This is a genomic window from Microcystis sp. M165S2 (assembly GCF_020245885.1).
Classification (GTDB): Bacteria; Cyanobacteriota; Cyanobacteriia; order Cyanobacteriales; family Microcystaceae; genus Microcystis.
In genome coordinates this window covers 1-18,030 of sequence record NZ_JADBTZ010000009.1, presented here as the reverse complement: position 1 = coordinate 18,030, position 18,030 = coordinate 1, and the positions used below count along the sequence as shown (strand labels likewise).

The window sequence follows — 18,030 nt, the reverse complement described above, 5'->3', positions numbered from 1 at the left end:
GGCGGCGAATGCCCCTAATATTGCGTCTTTCAGACTGTAGCGGGTAGCATTGCCGGCACTTCGAGGGTCAGTTATCCCAGCGATAACTACCTGGAAATAGCTCAGCATCCCCAGAAAACCCAGTTGTTTGACTTCCATTCCTGCGAAACCCACTGTTCAAACCCTTTACTCCATTTTGAAAGGCAAGAGTAAGACGGGTTCTGTATTCTGTGCTACCGTTTGCATTGGGAATTGCTGGTTGTTGGCAGGCTTTTTGGCTGTGATCGGTAAACAGTAAACTGAAAACTCAAATCTGATCACTGATAACTGATCACTGATCACTGAATCGCCCCTCTTGCCTCTGAGAAAAAAAAATGCTATGATGGGAACAAATCGGGCTTCTACGTTGGTGACTGCCTTTCAAGTTTTTTGATCTATGCTTGATTGTGATAAGGGAGCGAATAACCAATTCGTGTGGTAGTAAACCGAGCTTGTACTCGGAAACAGAAACGCGGAATATAAGTTCCCACCTGGTTAACCCAGGTCATAAACTTAGGTAAAACGGCGTAGCGGTCTTTTCAAGTTTTTTGAGCAGATCAGAGTCCCTGTACTTCGTTGGTTTTGCCCTCCTCGCGGGCCAAAAAAGCTCTGATTTATATTTTTTCTAGGTTAAAGACTGCTGTTTTCGGTAACGCTTGTCACCGCTAAATTGTGACAATCCGGACTACACTAGGGAGAAATTTATGAATTATTGTTAAGCAATGACTGAAAAACAGCCAAGAGTTGTTATCATCGGCGGCGGATTTGCGGGTTTATACACGGCCAAAGCCCTAAAAAACGCCCCCGTTCATGTTAACCTCATCGATAAGCGAAATTTCCATCTTTTTCAGCCCCTCCTCTATCAAGTCGCTACTGGGGCGCTCTCTCCGGCCGATATCTCCTCACCTTTGCGCTTAATCCTACGGGGCCATGAGAATACAGATATTCTCCTCGATCACGCCATCGATATCGATCCAGTTAAGGGAGAAGTGATCTTGAAAGATCACCCGCCGATCGCCTACGATCAGTTAGTTATTGCCACGGGAGTCAGTCATCACTATTTTGGCAATGATCAATGGCAACCCTACGCTCCCGGGTTAAAAACCATTGAAGACGCAGTAGAAATGCGTCGTCGCATCTATCTCGCTTTCGAGAAGGCCGAGAAAGAAATCGATACCGAAAAGCGGCAAGCTTTATTAACTTTTGTTATTGTCGGTGGCGGACCGACGGGGGTAGAATTAGCTGGTGCGATCGCCGAAATTGCCCACGGTGCGCTTAGGTCGGATTTTCACCAGATTAACCCCACAGAAGCGAAAATTTTGCTCTTAGAAGGGATGGATCGAGTATTACCTCCCTATGCCCCCGATTTATCCGCTAAAGCTGCCGCTTCTCTCACAAAATTAGGGGTGACAGTGCAAACTAACAGCATCGTTACCAATATTGTTGAAGGTTGTGTCAGCGTCCGTCAGGGAGAAAAGACGACAGAAATCGCCGCCGAGACAATTTTATGGGCAGCAGGGGTAAAAGCATCGAGAATGGGGCGAATTTTGGCCGAAAGAACCGGGGTAAATCTTGATCGCGTCGGCCGGGTAATCGTCGAACCGGATTTAAGTATCGCCGGTTATGCCAATATTTTTGTGATCGGGGATCTGGCTAATTTTGCCCATCAGGGAGATAAACCTTTACCCGGAATTGCCCCCGTGGCCATGCAGGAGGGCGAATATCTAGCGAATTTATTAATTTCTCGCCTAAAAGGGCAAACTATTCCACCTTTTCATTATATCGATCGAGGTAGTCTGGCAGTTATCGGCCAAAATGCGGCCGTGGTTGATTTGGGATTTGTCAAGTTTTCCGGGTTCATCGCTTGGTTAGTCTGGGTTTGGGCTCATATTTACTATCTGATCGAATTTGATAATAAATTAGTGGTGATGGTGCAATGGGGTTGGAATTATTTTACCCGCGGTCGTGGCGCTCGTTTGATTACGGGAGAGGGGCAAAATTTAGCCTCGGGACAATTGCCGCAAAATAACGGCCAAAATAATAATCTAGCCGTTTCTAACCAGACGGAAACTCTCTCTCCACCGATTGTGAAAGTGTGAAAAAATAGCCGTGATTATCCAGTTATCAGTTAGCCGGTAAGAACAATCGATCAATAATGAAAATAGAACGTCCTAACAGTCTAAAAATTACCCCAGAGGAAAGCCAAGAATTAGAATATTTACGAGTTACAATTGAACGAGCGATCAAAGATGGTGTGATCACAAGAATAGAATTTGAATCGATTAAAATGCTCATGTTTTCTAACAAGAAAAACAATCCCGACCAAATCCTTCGTCAGGTGACACTCTATCGCAACTTAGTCGTTGAAAAACTGAATAATAGCGAACTAATTTTTGAATCTCCTCAATAGGGCGAAATCCTGTTGTCTTGTCTTATTCTTTTTTGTCGCTACCGGGAAAAGCTCGACCTTGAATATTTTCTAAAGCTGAAACTGCCGCCCTAGAACCAGCGATAATATCTCGTTCTTCTCCCCCTAAATATAAGCGGCCAAAACTGCCCACGGAAGTAACGTGTAGGATATTAATTAAAGCGGCTTTTTCGGCCTGATTAGCGGCCAGGGAAGCGTAGGCGGCTGGCTGCACTTCTAGAACATATAAAGTCTGTCCCGCCATTAACATCATACCCCGAGAACTACGGTTAATTAATTGGGCTTGGTAAGCGTCAATGTTGCGAATAATTTGGCTGGAGACAATTTGCGGTTTCAGACAATCGCGCTGACTAACGCCTAAATACTGCAAAATTGCCTGACCGGCCGCCCTTACCTCTCCCTGACTGCTAGAATGGAGTTCTAAGAGTCCATAGAGTCGTTCTACGAATAGAACCCCCGGACGAACCACGGCGGATTTGAGGGCAATATCGGTGATGCGATTAATCTCGATGCCGGGGGAAATTTCAATCCAGAGGGAAGCATCCCCGGGTAAGGGTAAAAATCCTTGGGCGACTGTACCGATGTAAGCGGCGTGTTGAAGCTGTAAATTGTCAAGATAAACGTAACTGCGAAGTTCTACACCCACGCTAATTTCTCCCTCTCTGGTCTATCTTAAAAGTTATGGGGACAGTGATAGCTTCTGCCGCCCTATCGATCGCCTTGAGGCTACATTTAGACCTAAAATGTCTTTAAGTCCCGTTTCTGTCCTCTGGCAAATCCCCATTCCAACCCCGGAGCGACGATTAATCAATCCTTAATTAGGGCTTAGGCATTACCATGTTTAACTATAGTATAGAATTAGTGGCCTTTAAATTTACCTGGGGAGAAGCGGTAAAAAAACTATAATTATGGGGACAAACTGAGGGAAAAACCAGTATGACGATTCTTTTAGGGGGAGATATCGGGGGAACTAAAACAATCCTGCGTTTAGTGGATTGCCAAAACTCAGCCGATAGTCCCCAACCCCGGCTAACTACTCTCGATCAAGAAATTTATCCTAGTAAACAATACCCCGATCTGGTGCCGATCGTCCAGCAGTTTTTAGCCCGACAAGTCACTATTCCCTCGGTGGAAAAAGCCTGTTTCGGTATTGCCGGTCCAGTGGTTAACAATAGTTCCGAATTGACTAATTTAAGTTGGTTCCTAACTGGCGATCGCCTAAGCCACGAGCTGCAGATTGAGCGAGTAAAATTAATTAATGATTTTGCGGCGATCGGTTATGGGGTGTTAGGATTAGCCCCAGAGGAGCTGCACAATCTACAGTCGGCCCCGGCAGTACCAGAGGCCCCGATTGCGGTTATTGGTGCAGGAACTGGGTTAGGAGAGGGTTTTTTGATTCCTGTCTCGAAAGGTAAATATCGGGTGTTTGGTAGTGAGGGTTCCCACGCCGATTTTGCCCCTCGATCGAGTTTAGAATATCAACTATTAAATTATCTCTTGGAGCTCTATAATATCGAGCGCATTTCGGTGGAGCGAGTGGTTTCTGGGCAAGGAATCACTTCTATCTATCGATTTCTCCACGATAGTAACTATAGTCAGTCATCACCGGCCATGGCGGAAATTTACCGCACTTGGTTAGAAGAAATGGGTAAACCGCAAAAAACCGTCGATTTAGCGGCTAAAATTGCTAGTTTTGCCCAAGATGACTCGGATTATCTCTGTTATCAAACCATGAAAATCTTTGTCGAGGCCTACGGTGCGGAAGCGGGCAATTTAGCCCTCAAGTTGCTTCCCTACGGAGGATTATACATCGCGGGAGGGATTGCGGCCAAAAATCTTCCCCTAATGACCGAGGGTAGCTTTATGAAGGCTTTTCGGGCTAAAGGTCGGATGAGGGAGCTATTAAGCAATATTCCCGTTTATATCGTTCTTAATACCGAAGTGGGACTAATGGGGGCAGTTTCCTGCGCTAGTCAGCTTTGAGCGAGGGTTGACTGGATTTTACCAACGGCAGCAGCGATCGAGGTAGGCGATCAAAAAAATGTTCTCCATCACGGTTTTCCTGCCCTTGGCCGTGCTTGGGGGGGCTTAGATGTTATTTTTGGGGTTTATCAACAAAAGCCGCTAGAAAGCCGAAAAAATGCCGAACAACAGCTAGAAAAAGCCCTACTGTCCTGTTAGGAAAAAATGTTAAATTGCGACCGGGCCAGTTTTGCTGACAAACTGCACTGGTGCGGTGATGGAAAATAGCCTAGAGCAGTTGCTCTGGCTGGGGGGTCAATGCTATGATTAGGAAGACTTTTGCGGGTATAGTTCAGTGGTAGAACGTCACCTTCCCAAGGTGAATGTCGCGCGTTCGAGTCGCGTTACCCGCTTCTGACGACAATTGATGTAATATATGAATTAACTGGCAAGATGGGCATGAGCAAGTTAACCCCTTTGGTTGTTAACCGTCCCGTCAAGCTGCTCTAGGGTAAAGATAATCCTATCGCTACCATGAAACTAATTATCGGGGGACGTTACCAGGTTATTAAACCCCTAAGTCAAGGGGCTTTTGGTCAAACTTTTTTAGCCCAAGATAACTATCGCCGCGGCCGTCCTCAATGTGTGGTCAAACAGTTAATGCCCCAAGTGGTTAACGAAGTTACTATAGGATTATTTGAGAGTGAGGCCAGAGCTTTAGAAAAACTCGGCCATCATCCTCAAATACCGCAATTTTTCGCCAGTTTTCAGGAAAATAAGTCTTTTTATATCGTTCAAGAACTTATCGATGGTCACGATCTTAGTCAGGAAATCTCTAAGGGTAAGCGTTTAGAAGAGAGTCAGGTAATTCAGTTATTAAAAGATATCTTGGAAGTTCTGGCTTTTGTCCACCAAAATAATATCATTCACCGAGATATAAAACCCAATAATATTATCCGTCGCCACGAGGGCAAGTTGGTTTTAATCGACTTTGGCGGAGTCAAACAAGTGGGGACTCAATGGCTAAAAGCAAAACAGACCAGTGTGTCCATTGGGATTGGCACCCCTGGCTATATGCCTAGTGAACAGGCGCAAAATAAACCGCGATTGTCTAGCGATGTCTATGCCGTGGGAATCATCGCTATTCAAGCCTTAACTGGTCTCAACCCGACGCAATTTCCCGAAGATGCCGAAACCGGAGAAATCGCTTGGCGCAATCAGGCCGATGTTAGAGATGATCTAGCAGTTATTATCGATAAAATGACCCGTTATGACTGGCGCCAACGCTTTCCCTCGGCAGCAGAAGTTTTAGATGCCATAAAACAGTTACTGCAATTGCGTCACCAACAAGCTTTAATCAGGGAAATTTCACCAGAGGAGCTGTTTTATCGCGGTAACGCACACCTCGATTTGGGGGAGCATCTGGAAGCAGTTCAATTGTATCAGCAGTCCCTGCGGAAAAAGCCCAATTTTGTCAATGCTTGGTATAACCGCGGTCTGGCCTTGCAACGATTGGGGCGTTTTCCCGAAGCTTTAGGGTCTTTTAATCAGGTAATTCAATTAGAGAATAATAATGCTCGGGCTTGGTTTTATCGCGGCATCGCTTTAGCTAATTTACGACAAATCAGCGCCGCAATCGCATCTTGGGATAAGGCAATTCAACTGCAGCCAGATTATCTGGAAGCATGGCATTACAAGGGCATGATTTTATGTCGGATGCAACATTATGCGGAAGGTATAGCGGCTTATAATCAGGCCCTGGCCATTAAATCCGATGCTAATGTTTGGTTTAGCAAAGGCGAAGCTTTACGGGAATTAGAACGACTCAGTGAAGCGGTCGCCGCTTATAATAAGGCTTTACAGTTACAATCCCAAAAGGCTGAGGCATGGTATCAACGGGGTTGTTGTCTCTACAAGTTAAAATGTTTCTCGGAAGCAGTGGTTTCTTTTAACCAAACCCTACAACTAGAGCCTAGCCATCAATTCGCTCTCCAACAACGGAATTTAGCCCTTAATCACCTGAAATTGTAGGCAGCGAGCCAGCATTTTGGGGGATTAATCCTGTTCCTCTAGCCATTTTTGCCAGATATCCGGACGACGTTCCTTAGTGCGATCGAGTTGTTGTTGATAGCGCCAATCGGCGATATACTGATGATTACCCGATCGCAAAACCGGCGGCACTTGCCAACCGCGAAAGACCGGCGGCCGAGTATATTGGGGATAATCCAATAAACCTGCCTCAAAACTCTCCAATTTCAACGATTCTGCCTTACCTACCGTCCCAGGTAACAACCGCGTCACCCCGTTAATAATCGCTAAAGCAGGGATTTCCCCACAAGTTAGGACAAAATCCCCTAAAGATACCTCTCTAGTCACCAAATGCTCACAAACCCGCTCATCTACCCCTTCATAATGCCCGCAGATGAGAATTAACTGCTGATAACTACCGGCCCAAGTTTTCAGTAAAGCTTGATTGAGAGGTTCCCCCTGGGGAGTCATCAGCACAATCTCCCGGGGTGGTAAAATTTCTAAAGACTCGATCGCCTCAAAAATTGGCTCTGGTTTTAATAACATTCCCACACCACCACCGTAGGGTTCATCATCGACACGACGGTGTTTATCGTGGGCAAAATCCCGGAGATTGAGCAAATTTACCCTAGCGATGTCGCGTTCGAGAGCTTTTGCCAATAACCCCGACTGCAGCGGTGAGGTAAAAAAATCGGGAAAGAGAGTAATGATGTCAAACTGCACGGGAAAAATTAAGGCCTAGACTGGGATAGTGTTTAATGTATCATTTTGTCACGGTTCGATCGGTTAAAATCTTGCTAATTTGGCGCTAGTCTATCTCGATAACATGATAGACTATGCTGTACTGTCTAGGGGTTTTTCTGGCTCTAGCTTGAGTGATCGAAGTCTAGCCTAGACTTAAAGTTAACTAACAGTCCGTCATTGCCAGTGGCTCGAAGAAAATTGCTAAAATCGCCTCTACTATTGCTTGATGTCCCGAAAAATATTCCTAAACCGCATTTTTTTCCGTCAACCGTTCAGGGAAAATAACATCAAGATACTTGTCCATCTTCCCGAAAAACCTTCCATCCCTAAAAATGTCTATTCGTTCAGTGACATGATCATCGAGCTAGAAACCCAACACCACGAAAATCCTACCCCCATATCTCTCAAAACGGCGATTTTAGTCATTGGTGGTGCCGAGGATAAAGTCCACGGTAAAGAGATACTGCACACCTTTTGGAATCGCGCCGGGGGTAGCGAAGCGGTGATCGCTATTGTTCCCTCCGCTTCCAGAGAACCGGTTTTAATTGGCGATCGCTATCAGAAGATTTTCGAGGAAATGGGAGCAAAATACGTCAAAGTTATTGATATTCGCGATCGTGTACAGGGAGAAGACCCCCAATTTCAAGCTTACATCGAAGAATGTACAGGTGTATTTATGACCGGAGGCGACCAGCTGCGTTTATGCGGTTTGCTCTCCGATACCCCCCTGATGGAAAGGATCAGACAAAGAGTGCAACAGGGAGAACTGACTCTGGCCGGAACTAGCGCCGGGGCCGCCGTTATGGGTCATCACATGATTGCTGGGGGCAGCAGCGGGGAAGCACCCAATCGGGCCCTAGTAGATATGGCCATGGGATTAGGTCTCATTCCTGAAGTCATTGTCGATCAACACTTCCACAATCGCAACCGCATGGCTCGGTTAATGAGCGCTATCTCCGGTTATCCCGAACGTTTAGGAATTGGCATCGATGAGGATACCTGCGCTATGTTTGAGCGGGATGGCACGATGACGGTAATCGGCTGCGGTACAGTGACGGTAATTGATGCTAGGGAAATGTCCCACACCAACCACCATCATGTCACCGCTAACGAACCCCTGAGTCTGCATAATCTGCGGGTACATATTCTTGCCTACGGTGATGGCTATCATCTCAAAAAACAGCAAGTGATCGCTAAATTAGGGTAAAAAAACTCCCGAAAAACTGTTCATAGTGAACAGTCTAGTAATCTCGGAAAACCAGACAATAAACAACGGCTTCTTTGTGCTTCTCAACAGCGAACATCAGCTATACCATGAAAATTATCAGAACCCAAACCCTGCGCGGTCCCAACTACTGGAGTATTCGTCGCGACAAGCTCATTGTTATGCGTCTAGATCTCGAAGAGCTCGCAGAGAAGCCATCGAATGAAATCCCAGGCTTTTACGAGGGATTAATCGACGTTCTCCCCAGTTTAGTCGAACATTACTGCTCCCCCGGTTATCGCGGCGGTTTCTTTGAACGAGTCCGCACTGGTACTTATATGGGCCATATTATCGAACATATCGCCCTAGAATTGCAGGAACTGGCAGGAACTCCCGTCGGGTTTGGTCGCACTAGAGGCACCTCCACCCCCGGAGTCTATAACGTGGTATTTGAGTACGTTGACGAGCAAGCGGGACGTTATGCAGGTCGGGCCGCCGTGCGTTTGTGTCAATCCCTTGTCGATACGGGAACCTATTCTAAGGAAGAATTGGCCCAGGATTTAGCCGATTTACGCGATTTATGCAATAATGCCGCCCTTGGTCCGAGTACCGAAACCATCGTCAAAGAAGCACAAGCTAGAAATATCCCCTGGTTACTCCTGAGCGCTCGTTCCATGGTGCAATTGGGCTATGGCGTTCACCAAAAGCGCATTCAAGCCACTTTAAGCAGTTTTTCGGGGATTTTAGCCGTTGAGTTGGCCTGTGACAAGGAAGGCACGAAAACTATCCTCAAGGATGGAGGGATTCCAGTCCCCCGGGGTACGGTGATTCAATACTTGGATGAATTGCCAGCGGCAATCGAGGAAGTGGGAGGATTTCCCATCGTGATTAAACCCCTCGATGGCAACCACGGCCGCGGCATCAGCATCGATGTTAAAAATCAACAGGAAGCAGAAGAAGCCTATGATCTAGCCAGTGCCGCCTCGAAAACCCGCAACGTGATCGTAGAAAGGTACTATAAAGGCAGTGATCACCGAATTTTAGTCATAAATGGCAAAGTTGCCGCCGTGGCCGAACGGATCCCCGCTCACGTCGTCGGTGATGGGCGCTCAACTATAGAAGAATTAATCGAAATTACTAATCGGGATCCCAACCGGGGTGACGGTCACGCCAACGTTTTAACTAAAATAACCATTGACAAAACCGCCCTTAATGTGCTAGGAAAACAGGGCTATGAATTAACCAGCATTTTACCCCAAGGTGCGATCGCCTATCTGCGGGCCACCGCTAATTTAAGCACCGGCGGCATCGCCGTGGATCGTACCGACGAAATTCACCCCGAAAACGTCTGGATCGCCCAAAGAGTGGCAAAATTAATCGGTTTGGACATTGCCGGTATCGATGTGGTGACAGATGATATCCGCAAACCCCTGAAAGAAGTGGACGGGGTAATCGTAGAAGTCAACGCTGCCCCCGGTTTTCGGATGCACGTCGCCCCTAGTCGCGGTTTACCCCGCAATATCGCCGCCCCAGTTATCGATATGTTATTCCCCCCCGGGACTCCCAGTCGCGTGCCGATTCTGGCGATTACGGGAACTAACGGCAAAACCACCACTAGCCGCTTAATTTCTCATATTTGCCGACAAACGGGGAAAGTAGTCGGATTTACCACGACGGACGGGGTATATATCGATGATTATCTGGTAGAAAAGGGCGATAACACCGGTCCCTACAGCGCCGGTATGATTTTGAAGGAGCCCACAGTCGAGATTGCCGTGTTAGAAACGGCCCGGGGTGGTATCCTGCGATCGGGTTTAGCCTTTAATCAGTGCGATGTGGGAGTGGTGTTAAATGTGGCCGCCGACCATTTGGGTATCGGGGATATCGACACCATCGAACAGATGGCGAAGGTAAAAAGCGTTGTGGCCGAGGTGGTTAGCGCCGAGGGTTACGCGGTCTTAAATGCCGATGACCCTTTGACCGTTAGTATGGCCGAAAAAGTAAAGGGAAGAGTCGCTTATTTTTCCATGAGTCCCGATAACCCGATTATTCACGACCATATCCGTCGCGGTGGCATGGCCGCCATTTATGAGAATGGCTATCTGTCGATTCTAGAGGGAGAATGGACGCTGAGAATCGAGGAAGCGGTCAATATTCCCGTGACTATGCAGGGAATGGCTCCTTTTATGATTGCTAACGCCTTGGCCGCCTGTTTAGCGACTTTTGTGCAGGGTATCGATATCGAGTTAATTCGCCAAGGGGTCCGAACTTTTAAACCTTCCGTGGCCCAGACCCCCGGCAGGATGAACCTGTTTGACTTGGGACACCATCACGCTTTAATCGATTATGCCCATAATCCCGCCGGATACGAAGCCGTCGGCGGTTTTGTCGGCAATTGGTCCGGGGAAAAAGTCGGCGTGGTTGGGGGACCTGGCGATCGACGCGATGATGATTTAATTTTATTAGGGAAATTATCGGCGCGAATGTTCGATCGAATTATTGTCAAGGAAGATAACGATACTCGCGGTCGCCGACGGGGGGAAGTGGCCGATTTAATTCTCAGGGGAATTAGCCAAGAAAATGCCAGTATGCGTCCGGAAGTTATTCTCGATGAAACGGAGGCTTTAGAGAAGGGTTTAAGCACGGTTTCTGAGGGGGGTTTAGTGGTAATTTTCCCGGAAAGTGTCACCCAGGCGATCGATTTGATCGAGAAACATCAACCCCCTACTGATGATCGGGGTTAGCAGTTAGGAAAAATAGCTAGAAAATAAAGTAGTGCCAACTGTTACTGAGTACGATGGTTTAATCAAAATCAGCCGAAATCCCTATTATGAGAGTGTCGATTTGATTTGTACTTCCCCACCTTTTGCCTTAGTAAGAAAAAAAGAGTATGGCAATGTGGACGCTGATGATTACGTTGACTGGTTTAAAATATTTGCTGGTGAATTTTATCGTAAAGAAAGAGTTGGGCTTAACTGATGATACAATTGACGAGATAGAAATTGAAGATAAATAAAATTTCAAAAAATATTCAGTTGGCTGTCAGTTAACGATTTTTAAAAGCTTCGATCGCTGGCAAAGTATCGCTATCTCGCCATTGAGATAACTACCGCTAATTGCCTACTCTCATCTGAACCAAATTCTTAAATCTTACTGAAATCGTCTAAAACTGACTGAAAGTGTCGGCTAATTTATCAGCAATTCCCTCGATCCAAATTTCATCTTGTTTAGTATAACTGCGCGGCGCATTGGCCGCCAAAATTAACACCCCTTCCTTACCGATGGGTTGACAGATTAAGCCTTGGGTGTTTTCTGGCAAATAGTCAAACTCGATTTTAGCGGGATATAAATTTAAATTAACTAAATAAACGGCTTTACCGGTTTCTAAAACTCTTTTGATAATATTACTAACTTTAACTTCAGAATTCTCCCTTAGGATACCGCGACGTAATAAAACTTCTCCCCGATAATAAACGATCAGAGATTTTGTCACGGTGTTAGTTAAAAGTAAATGGGAAGCCCAAGCAAGCTCAATTTTAACCGGTTCTGGCAAATCTGGGGCAAATTCCAGGCCTTCGCGCCCGATTAATTCCACAGCATCCGGTAAGCGGGGTTGAACTCTTTGCCAGATTAAACCCACCAAAATTAAAACCCCACTCAAAATCACTCCCATCACATCGGAACGCGCTTGCGATGGGGTTAAATCGGCAGTGGCAAAACGATTAAACATTAATACCGTACCCCCGACGATGCCGGCGAACAGGGGTAACAGTCTTAAAATACGATCGGGATCAGCTTGTGCCATAGCTGAGAACTATTCCTCGTCTGGTTCTAGAATACGTTGAAAAAGATAGCCTGTACCTCTAGCGGTGAGAATTAACTCAGGATTGCTGGGATCATCCTCTAATTTGGCTCGTAAACGGGAAATATGCACATCTACCACCCGCGTATCCACATGACGTTCGGGGGTATAACCCCAAACTTCCTGAAGGATTTCCGAGCGCGAAAAAGCTTCTCCCGATCGACTGACCAATAATTCTAGTAAACTAAATTCCATACCGGTCAGACGGATGCGTTCATCCCCCTTATAAACTTGGCGTTTATTGGTATCGATTTTAATTGAACCGATATGAATCACACCAGAACTGGGAATCCCCGGGGCGCCATTTTTCTCTACCCGACGCAACACCGAACGAATCCGCGCTTCGAGTTCTTTGGGAGAAAAAGGTTTAACTACATAGTCATCCGCGCCCAATTCTAGCCCGGTAATTCGATCGGCCACATCCCCCAAAGCCGTTAACATAATGATAGGAATATCCGATTCTTTGCGGAGTTCCTGACAGACACCGTAACCGTCTAATTTCGGCATCATCACATCCAAAACCACTAAATCGGGTTCAGCGGTTCGGAAGGTTTCTAAAGCTTCCTCTCCGTCGGCGGCGGTGACGACTTCATAACCAATCATCGACAAACGAGTCTCTAAGATACGACGGATGCTGGCTTCATCATCAACAACGAGAATTTTTTCCTTCTGGTTCTCCAACTGACTTAACACTCCTTAGTTAAATAGTGTGATGAATTTTAAAGTTAAATAACGAGCGTTCCTGTTTATAGAATATCCTTTTGCCGTTATCATTAAGCCTAAATTTCCTATTTTATTTCTTTTATGGCAATTATCAATAACTTTAGGGTCTTGCTTCCCCTATATCATACTTAATTAAATTTGACAAGAGAATTGATCCCCAAACCGCTTTTCTGCAACTTTTCTTAAAAAACATGGCGAAATCGCGAACAATATATATCTGTAGCGCTTGTGGGGCGGAATCTCCCCAATGGTTGGGAAAATGCCCCAGTTGTGACACCTACGGGACTTTAGAAGAACAAGTGGTGGCTGGTGGCAATAATCCGGCGGTAAATCGCCCAGGATGGCAAAATAGTCGCCCAAATAACGGCAAAGGGCAACGCAACCCCCAACCCCGCATCTCGGTTCGCTTCTCGGAAATTACCCAGTATGAACAGGAACGTTTTCCCTCCGGTTACGGGGAATTTGATCGCGTCCTCGGTGGTGGCATCGTCCCCGGTTCTCTTGTACTAATCGGCGGCGATCCGGGCATCGGCAAATCGACGCTTTTACTGCAAGTTACCAACCAACTCGCCCAAAGATTACCGCGCATCCTCTACGTTTCCGCCGAAGAATCGGGACAACAGATTAAACTGCGGGCTGCCCGTTTGGGGGTGGGAGTGGTTGCCGTGGAGTCGGAAAATAATGGCAATGGCAAGGAGAAAAAAGCCTCTGAATCAACCTCAGAACTCGATAATCATCTCTACGTTCTGCCAGAAACCGATTTAGAGGAAATTTTGCGAGAATTAGAATCTCTCCGCCCACAGGTGGCGGTAATTGACAGTATTCAAACTCTTTATTTTGGGGCGTTAACTTCCGCACCGGGATCTGTCGCCCAAGTTCGCGAATGTACCTCCGCCTTGATGCAGGTGGCAAAACGGGAGAATATTACTTTATTAATTGTCGGTCATGTGACTAAAGAAGGGGCGATCGCCGGTCCGCGAGTTTTGGAACATTTGGTCGATACGGTGTTATATTTTGAAGGCGATCGCTATGCCTCCCATCGTCTCTTAAGATCCGTGAAAAACCGTTTTGGGGCAACCCATGAGATCGGTATTTTCGAGATGGTGGATCACGGTTTGGTGGAAGTGGAAAACCCCTCGGAATTGTTTTTAGGCAATCGCGACGAATTTTCCCCCGGTACGGCGACGGTGGTAGCCTGTGAAGGTACACGGCCGATTGTGGTGGAGTTACAGGCATTAGTTAGCCCCACCAGCTACGCTTCCCCCCGAAGATCGACCACGGGCATAGAATACAACCGATTACAGCAAATTCTCGCCGTTTTAGAAAAGCGCGTCGGTATTCCTTTATCGAAATTAGATGCCTATGTTGCCTCCGCAGGAGGGTTGGGAGTGGAAGAACCGGCGGCGGATCTGGGAGTTGCGATCGCTGTTGTCGCCAGTTTTCGCGATCGAGTCGTGGATCCGCGCACAGTCTTAATCGGGGAAGTGGGATTAGGTGGACAAGTGCGCCTAGTGTCGCAAATGGAACTAAGATTAAAAGAAGCGGCGAAATTGGGCTTTAAACGGGCGATTGTCCCTAGAGGTCAAGTTTATCCCGAAGATGTGGGCTTAGAAATTGTTCCAGTCGGCAAGGTAATCGAGGCAATTGTCGCCGCAATCCCCCCCCAGCAGCGCTTTGGGGAAGATATAGAAGACGAGGAAGGGGAAGGGCAAGAATAACGGTACAATGCTAAAAAAGATTAAATTACTTGGGAGATTTTCACCATGTCTGTGTTAGCTGTTGCTGCTTTGGCGGGTTATCTGATCGTTTTTACCGGAATTGCCCTCGGTCTCTTTTTCGGTCTGCGCTCCGCTAAAATTATCTAGTATCTAAACAGTAAAAAAGCTGTAGTGATCGGTTTAACTGGTCACTATTGCCAATTCTAGGGGAAATAAAAAATGACTGTTATTCCCGACTTAAAAACTCTCTACGAAATTGATGATTCTCTCTGGTTAGAAGAAACTATAGAACTGCTCAAGGCGAAAAAATTTGACGCTTTAGATTTAGACAATTTAATCGAGGAGTTAGAAGATTTGGGAAACGAGAAGAAGTTTCGTGTGGCTAGTTTTTTACAGCAAATTATTCGTCATGCTTTGTTACTGCAATTTTGGATAAGCGAAAGAGAATATAATCAGGCTCATTGGCAAGCAGAGATAATAAGTTTTCAATATCAGTTAAAGCGCTATTTAACTACAAATCTTCGTCAATATCTAGAACAGGAATTTGAGCAAATTTACTTTGAGTCCCTGCGATACGTTCGTCAAAAAAACGATAATAAAGTCAACTTTCCTGATACCTGTCCCTACAGTTTAGAAGAACTTCTCGATCCTAATTGGCTACCACGTTACGAATAAAGGAGATAAAAAATGACTGTTATTACCGACTTAAAAATTCTCTACGAAATTGATGATTCCCTCTGGTTAGAAGAAACCATAGAACTGCTCAAGGCTAAAAGATTTGACGCTTTAGATTTAGAGAATTTAATCGAGGAGTTAGAAGATTTGGGAAACGAAAAAAAGTTTCGTGTTGCCAGTTTATTAGAGCAAATTATTAGACATTTTTTACTCCTACAGTTTTGGACAAATGAAAGAGAATATAATCAGGATCACTGGGAGTTAGAAATAGTCAACTTTCAAATTCAGCTAAAAAGAGGCTTAACCACCAATCTCCGTAATTATTTACAAAATGAATTAACTAATATTTATGAAGATGCAGTTTTCTTTGTGCGGAAAAAGACAAAGAATAAAGTTACTTTCCCTGATACTTGTCCCTACAGTTTAGAAGAACTTCTCGATCCTAATTGGCTACCACCTTACGAATAAAGGAGATGATAATGACTGTTATTCCCGACTTAAAAACTCTCTACGAAATTGATGATTCCCTCTGGTTAGAAGAAACTATAGAACTCTTGAAAGCGAGAAGATTTGACACTTTAGATTTAGAGAATTTAATCGAGGAGTTAGAAGACTTGGGCAGCGAAAAAAAGTTTCGTGTTGCTAGTTTTTTACAGCAAATTATTCGTCATGCTTTGTTACTGCAATTTTGGACAAAGGAAAGAGAATATAATCAAAGTCATTGGGAGTCAGAACTGGTAAATTTTCAAGATCAATTAAATACCTACCTAACGGCAAGTTTACGGAAATATTTAGAACAGGAATTTGATAATATTTATCAGAAGGCAATCCGTTATGTGAGAAAAAAGACCAACAATCAAGTCAACTTTCCCAATACTTGTCCCTACAGTTTAGAAGAACTTCTCGATCCTAATTGGCTACCATCTTACGAATAAAGGAGATAAAAAATGACTGTTATTCCCGACTTAAAAACTCTCTACGAAATTGATGATTCTCTCTGGTTGGAAGAAACTATAGAACTCTTAAAAGCGAAGAAATTTGACGCTTTAGACTTAGAAAACTTAATCGAGGAATTAGAAGACTTGGGAAACGAGAAAAAGTTTCGTGTTGCTAGTTTTTTACAGCAAATTATTAGAGATTGTTTATTATTACAGTTTTGGACAGAGGAAAGAACATATAATCGTAGTCATTGGCGTTCAGAAATCGTCAATTTCAAAAACCAGATCGACACTTATTTAACTACTAATCTCCGCAATTATCTCACTAAAGAATTACCTCGTATTTACCAGAAAGCTTTAAATTATGTTAGAGAAAAAACCGATAATCAAGTTAGTTTTCCTGGGGAATGTCCCTACAGTTTAGAAAATCTACTCGATCTCAATTGGTTTCCTCCAGAAAATGAATAAAGGAAAAAACGAAATGCTGAAAAAGTTTCTACGTTGGCTGATTATTGGTGGAACCTTATTTTTTGTTCTCAGTAACCTTAAAAATAACTGGGATAACGTCACCTCAGTTAGAATTGAAAATCACGGCTGGTTATTTCTTTTCTTGGCACTTGTCACCACCATTATCGCTCAAATTTGGGCAGGATGGGTGTGGACATGGATACTCAAAAGCTATCAACAACCGATTAAACCCTCCACAGGAATTGGCATCTATATGATTACCAATTTAGGAAAATATCTACCCGGTAATATCGGCCACTTTTATGCTCGCATTGTGGCAATTAATAAAGCAGGAAGTGATTGGGGAACCGCTAGTTTAAGCGTTGTATTAGAACTTTTATTGCTGGTGTGTGCAGCCTTAGCCATAGCAGTTATTGGTAGTGGTTTAGGTTGGATGAAATCTAGCTCAAGTCTAGGGATACAGATATTAGTTTTAGGATTAATTTTAATCGGCATTCATCCCAAATTTTTAAATTATCCTCTGAAAATCCTTAGCCAAAAGAAAAAGATTGCTCAAGAACCGGTTTATCTAACTAAATATCCTCTTGTACCTCTCCTGGGTGAAACTGGATTTTTATTGTGGCGCGGTGCAGGTTTTATTTTAGCTTGGATGGTATTAAAAATGATTACCCCCGCTCAGATTTTACCCCTCTTAGGAACCTTTAGTTTTGCTTGGTTATTGGGTTTAGTTGTCCCCGGTGCGCCGGGAGGATTAGGAGTTTTTGAAGCCACAGTAATCGCACTTTTAGACGCAGAAAAATTTCCCGCCGCCAACGTACTTATCACCGTTGCTATCTATCGTTTAATTAGCATTCTCTCTGAAGTCATTGCCGCCGGAATCGGGACAAAATTAGTTAAAGATAAAGCCAAGTTTTTTGGTTAGCTTAAGGATATTATACTAAATCTGGTTATTAAAAACTGATTATCTATTGCTCCTTTTTAGTATTAGTCGGTTGTGTTAGCCCAATGTAACGCACCCAGAAGAAAAGTTTTGATCATTGTTAACCGAAGATAATTTTCTCAACTCCTAACATCTATCTCCTGACTCCTAAATTCTGATGTAACATAGGATCAATAATCAGCAAAAACATGGATACTCCCACCTAGAGAGGCCGAAAAAATGACGATTGCCAAAAGCGACGAAACTGCCACCTCTCCGGCACTGATAGAAGAAGATTTCGAGGACTTCTGGGAACCCACCCCACCCCCCACAGACTTAATTT

At 44.8% G+C, this 18,030-nt stretch carries 18 protein-coding genes, 1 tRNA gene, 1 other RNA gene and 1 pseudogene; 17 read left to right on the top strand and 4 right to left on the bottom strand.

Going from position 1 to position 18,030, the window contains the following annotated elements; translation table 11 throughout:
* Window positions 1-371: 371 nt before the first annotated feature.
* The 3 genes from ssrS to IM479_RS00435 all read left to right on the top strand — a co-directional run bounded on the left by ssrS (window position 372) and on the right by IM479_RS00435 (window position 2,428).
* Window positions 372-559: non-coding RNA, 6S RNA (gene ssrS / locus IM479_RS00445), on the top strand.
* A gap of 181 nt (window positions 560-740) precedes the next feature.
* Complete coding sequence (locus IM479_RS00440) at window positions 741-2,117, top strand: NAD(P)/FAD-dependent oxidoreductase (RefSeq protein ID WP_287684287.1); 1,377 nt, start codon at window positions 741-743, stop codon at window positions 2,115-2,117.
* Window positions 2,118-2,173: 56 nt separating this feature from the next.
* Window positions 2,174-2,428: a hypothetical protein gene (locus tag IM479_RS00435; RefSeq protein WP_287684286.1), complete on the top strand. Its 255-nt coding sequence runs from the start codon at window positions 2,174-2,176 to the stop codon at window positions 2,426-2,428.
* Window positions 2,429-2,450: 22 nt separating this feature from the next.
* On the opposite strand, the gene ccmP is transcribed toward IM479_RS00435, so the two are convergent.
* The gene (gene ccmP, locus IM479_RS00430) at window positions 2,451-3,092 is read right to left on the bottom strand and encodes a beta-carboxysome protein CcmP (RefSeq protein ID WP_002766539.1); all 642 of its coding nucleotides are present in this window, start codon (window positions 3,090-3,092) and stop codon (window positions 2,451-2,453) included.
* A gap of 290 nt (window positions 3,093-3,382) precedes the next feature.
* On the opposite strand from ccmP, the gene IM479_RS00425 reads away from it, so the two are divergent.
* The 3 genes from IM479_RS00425 (at window position 3,383) to IM479_RS00415 (ending at window position 6,439) form a co-directional block, all read left to right on the top strand.
* Window positions 3,383-4,429 (top strand): glucokinase, encoded by a 1,047-nt coding sequence (locus IM479_RS00425; RefSeq protein WP_287684285.1) that lies wholly within the window; start codon window positions 3,383-3,385, stop codon window positions 4,427-4,429.
* Window positions 4,430-4,749: 320 nt separating this feature from the next.
* Window positions 4,750-4,821: transfer RNA gene (locus IM479_RS00420), tRNA-Gly, on the top strand.
* A gap of 121 nt (window positions 4,822-4,942) precedes the next feature.
* Complete coding sequence (locus tag IM479_RS00415; protein ID WP_287684283.1) at window positions 4,943-6,439, top strand: serine/threonine-protein kinase; 1,497 nt, start codon at window positions 4,943-4,945, stop codon at window positions 6,437-6,439.
* Window positions 6,440-6,463: 24 nt separating this feature from the next.
* Here the strand turns inward: IM479_RS00415 and trmD are convergent, their stop codons facing one another.
* Window positions 6,464-7,159, bottom strand: a complete 696-nt coding sequence (gene trmD, locus IM479_RS00410) for a tRNA (guanosine(37)-N1)-methyltransferase TrmD (protein ID WP_286826517.1) — start codon at window positions 7,157-7,159, stop codon at window positions 6,464-6,466.
* A gap of 373 nt (window positions 7,160-7,532) precedes the next feature.
* Between trmD and IM479_RS00405 the strand changes: the two genes are divergently transcribed.
* The 3 genes from IM479_RS00405 (at window position 7,533) to IM479_RS00395 (ending at window position 11,363) form a co-directional block, all read left to right on the top strand.
* Window positions 7,533-8,387, top strand: coding sequence for a cyanophycinase (locus IM479_RS00405; RefSeq protein WP_287076548.1), 855 nt, complete (start codon window positions 7,533-7,535; stop codon window positions 8,385-8,387).
* A 107-nt stretch (window positions 8,388-8,494) separates the two neighbouring features.
* Entirely contained in the window at window positions 8,495-11,128 is a 2,634-nt protein-coding gene (gene cphA / locus IM479_RS00400; RefSeq protein WP_287684281.1) for a cyanophycin synthetase, read from the top strand.
* 31 nt (window positions 11,129-11,159) lie between these two features.
* A complete protein-coding gene (locus IM479_RS00395) occupies window positions 11,160-11,363 on the top strand; it encodes a hypothetical protein (RefSeq protein ID WP_287684280.1) in 204 nt (67 codons plus the stop codon).
* A gap of 184 nt (window positions 11,364-11,547) precedes the next feature.
* On the opposite strand, the gene IM479_RS00390 is transcribed toward IM479_RS00395, so the two are convergent.
* Together IM479_RS00390 and rpaB are read right to left on the bottom strand one after the other, a co-directional pair.
* Window positions 11,548-12,189, bottom strand: coding sequence for a cofactor assembly of complex C subunit B (locus tag IM479_RS00390; RefSeq protein WP_286826514.1), 642 nt, complete (start codon window positions 12,187-12,189; stop codon window positions 11,548-11,550).
* Window positions 12,190-12,198: 9 nt separating this feature from the next.
* On the bottom strand, window positions 12,199-12,927 hold the full coding sequence (gene rpaB / locus IM479_RS00385; protein ID WP_002781934.1) for a response regulator transcription factor RpaB: 729 nt from the start codon (window positions 12,925-12,927) through the stop codon (window positions 12,199-12,201).
* Between the two features lie 233 nt (window positions 12,928-13,160).
* Between rpaB and radA the strand changes: the two genes are divergently transcribed.
* From radA to IM479_RS22930, 8 genes and pseudogenes are all read left to right on the top strand, one after another.
* Window positions 13,161-14,687 (top strand): DNA repair protein RadA, encoded by a 1,527-nt coding sequence (gene radA / locus IM479_RS00380; RefSeq protein ID WP_149986179.1) that lies wholly within the window; start codon window positions 13,161-13,163, stop codon window positions 14,685-14,687.
* Between the two features lie 45 nt (window positions 14,688-14,732).
* Window positions 14,733-14,834 (top strand): cytochrome b6-f complex subunit PetL, encoded by a 102-nt coding sequence (gene petL, locus IM479_RS00375; RefSeq protein WP_002752397.1) that lies wholly within the window; start codon window positions 14,733-14,735, stop codon window positions 14,832-14,834.
* A 72-nt stretch (window positions 14,835-14,906) separates the two neighbouring features.
* Window positions 14,907-15,362 carry a DUF29 domain-containing protein gene (locus IM479_RS00370; protein ID WP_287684279.1) on the top strand — a complete coding sequence of 152 codons (456 nt, stop codon included), beginning with the start codon at window positions 14,907-14,909 and terminating at the stop codon, window positions 15,360-15,362.
* A 12-nt stretch (window positions 15,363-15,374) separates the two neighbouring features.
* On the top strand, window positions 15,375-15,830 hold the full coding sequence (locus IM479_RS00365; RefSeq protein WP_287684277.1) for a DUF29 domain-containing protein: 456 nt from the start codon (window positions 15,375-15,377) through the stop codon (window positions 15,828-15,830).
* 11 nt (window positions 15,831-15,841) lie between these two features.
* Window positions 15,842-16,297, top strand: coding sequence for a DUF29 domain-containing protein (locus tag IM479_RS00360; protein WP_287076537.1), 456 nt, complete (start codon window positions 15,842-15,844; stop codon window positions 16,295-16,297).
* Window positions 16,298-16,309: 12 nt separating this feature from the next.
* Window positions 16,310-16,768 carry a DUF29 domain-containing protein gene (locus IM479_RS00355; protein WP_287684276.1) on the top strand — a complete coding sequence of 153 codons (459 nt, stop codon included), beginning with the start codon at window positions 16,310-16,312 and terminating at the stop codon, window positions 16,766-16,768.
* Window positions 16,761-17,690, top strand: a complete 930-nt coding sequence (locus IM479_RS00350; protein WP_286826510.1) for a lysylphosphatidylglycerol synthase transmembrane domain-containing protein — start codon at window positions 16,761-16,763, stop codon at window positions 17,688-17,690. The genes IM479_RS00355 and IM479_RS00350 overlap by 8 nt, the downstream gene beginning before the upstream one ends.
* A gap of 237 nt (window positions 17,691-17,927) precedes the next feature.
* A pseudogene (locus IM479_RS22930) lies at window positions 17,928-18,030 on the top strand (Uma2 family endonuclease); the annotation flags it as partial.

Coding starts and splice junctions, on each gene's coding strand:
- petL (WP_002752397.1), top strand. CDS start 14,733: ATGTCTGTGTTAGCTGTTGCTGCTTTGGCGGGTTATCTGATCGTTTTT.
- IM479_RS00390 (WP_286826514.1), bottom strand. CDS start 12,189: ATGGCACAAGCTGATCCCGATCGTATTTTAAGACTGTTACCCCTGTTC.
- IM479_RS00355 (WP_287684276.1), top strand. CDS start 16,310: ATGACTGTTATTCCCGACTTAAAAACTCTCTACGAAATTGATGATTCT.
- IM479_RS00415 (WP_287684283.1), top strand. CDS start 4,943: ATGAAACTAATTATCGGGGGACGTTACCAGGTTATTAAACCCCTAAGT.
- IM479_RS00405 (WP_287076548.1), top strand. CDS start 7,533: ATGATCATCGAGCTAGAAACCCAACACCACGAAAATCCTACCCCCATA.
- IM479_RS00365 (WP_287684277.1), top strand. CDS start 15,375: ATGACTGTTATTACCGACTTAAAAATTCTCTACGAAATTGATGATTCC.
- IM479_RS00360 (WP_287076537.1), top strand. CDS start 15,842: ATGACTGTTATTCCCGACTTAAAAACTCTCTACGAAATTGATGATTCC.
- cphA (WP_287684281.1), top strand. CDS start 8,495: ATGAAAATTATCAGAACCCAAACCCTGCGCGGTCCCAACTACTGGAGT.
- radA (WP_149986179.1), top strand. CDS start 13,161: ATGGCGAAATCGCGAACAATATATATCTGTAGCGCTTGTGGGGCGGAA.
- IM479_RS00425 (WP_287684285.1), top strand. CDS start 3,383: ATGACGATTCTTTTAGGGGGAGATATCGGGGGAACTAAAACAATCCTG.
- IM479_RS00370 (WP_287684279.1), top strand. CDS start 14,907: ATGACTGTTATTCCCGACTTAAAAACTCTCTACGAAATTGATGATTCT.
- IM479_RS00435 (WP_287684286.1), top strand. CDS start 2,174: ATGAAAATAGAACGTCCTAACAGTCTAAAAATTACCCCAGAGGAAAGC.
- IM479_RS00350 (WP_286826510.1), top strand. CDS start 16,761: ATGAATAAAGGAAAAAACGAAATGCTGAAAAAGTTTCTACGTTGGCTG.
- IM479_RS00440 (WP_287684287.1), top strand. CDS start 741: ATGACTGAAAAACAGCCAAGAGTTGTTATCATCGGCGGCGGATTTGCG.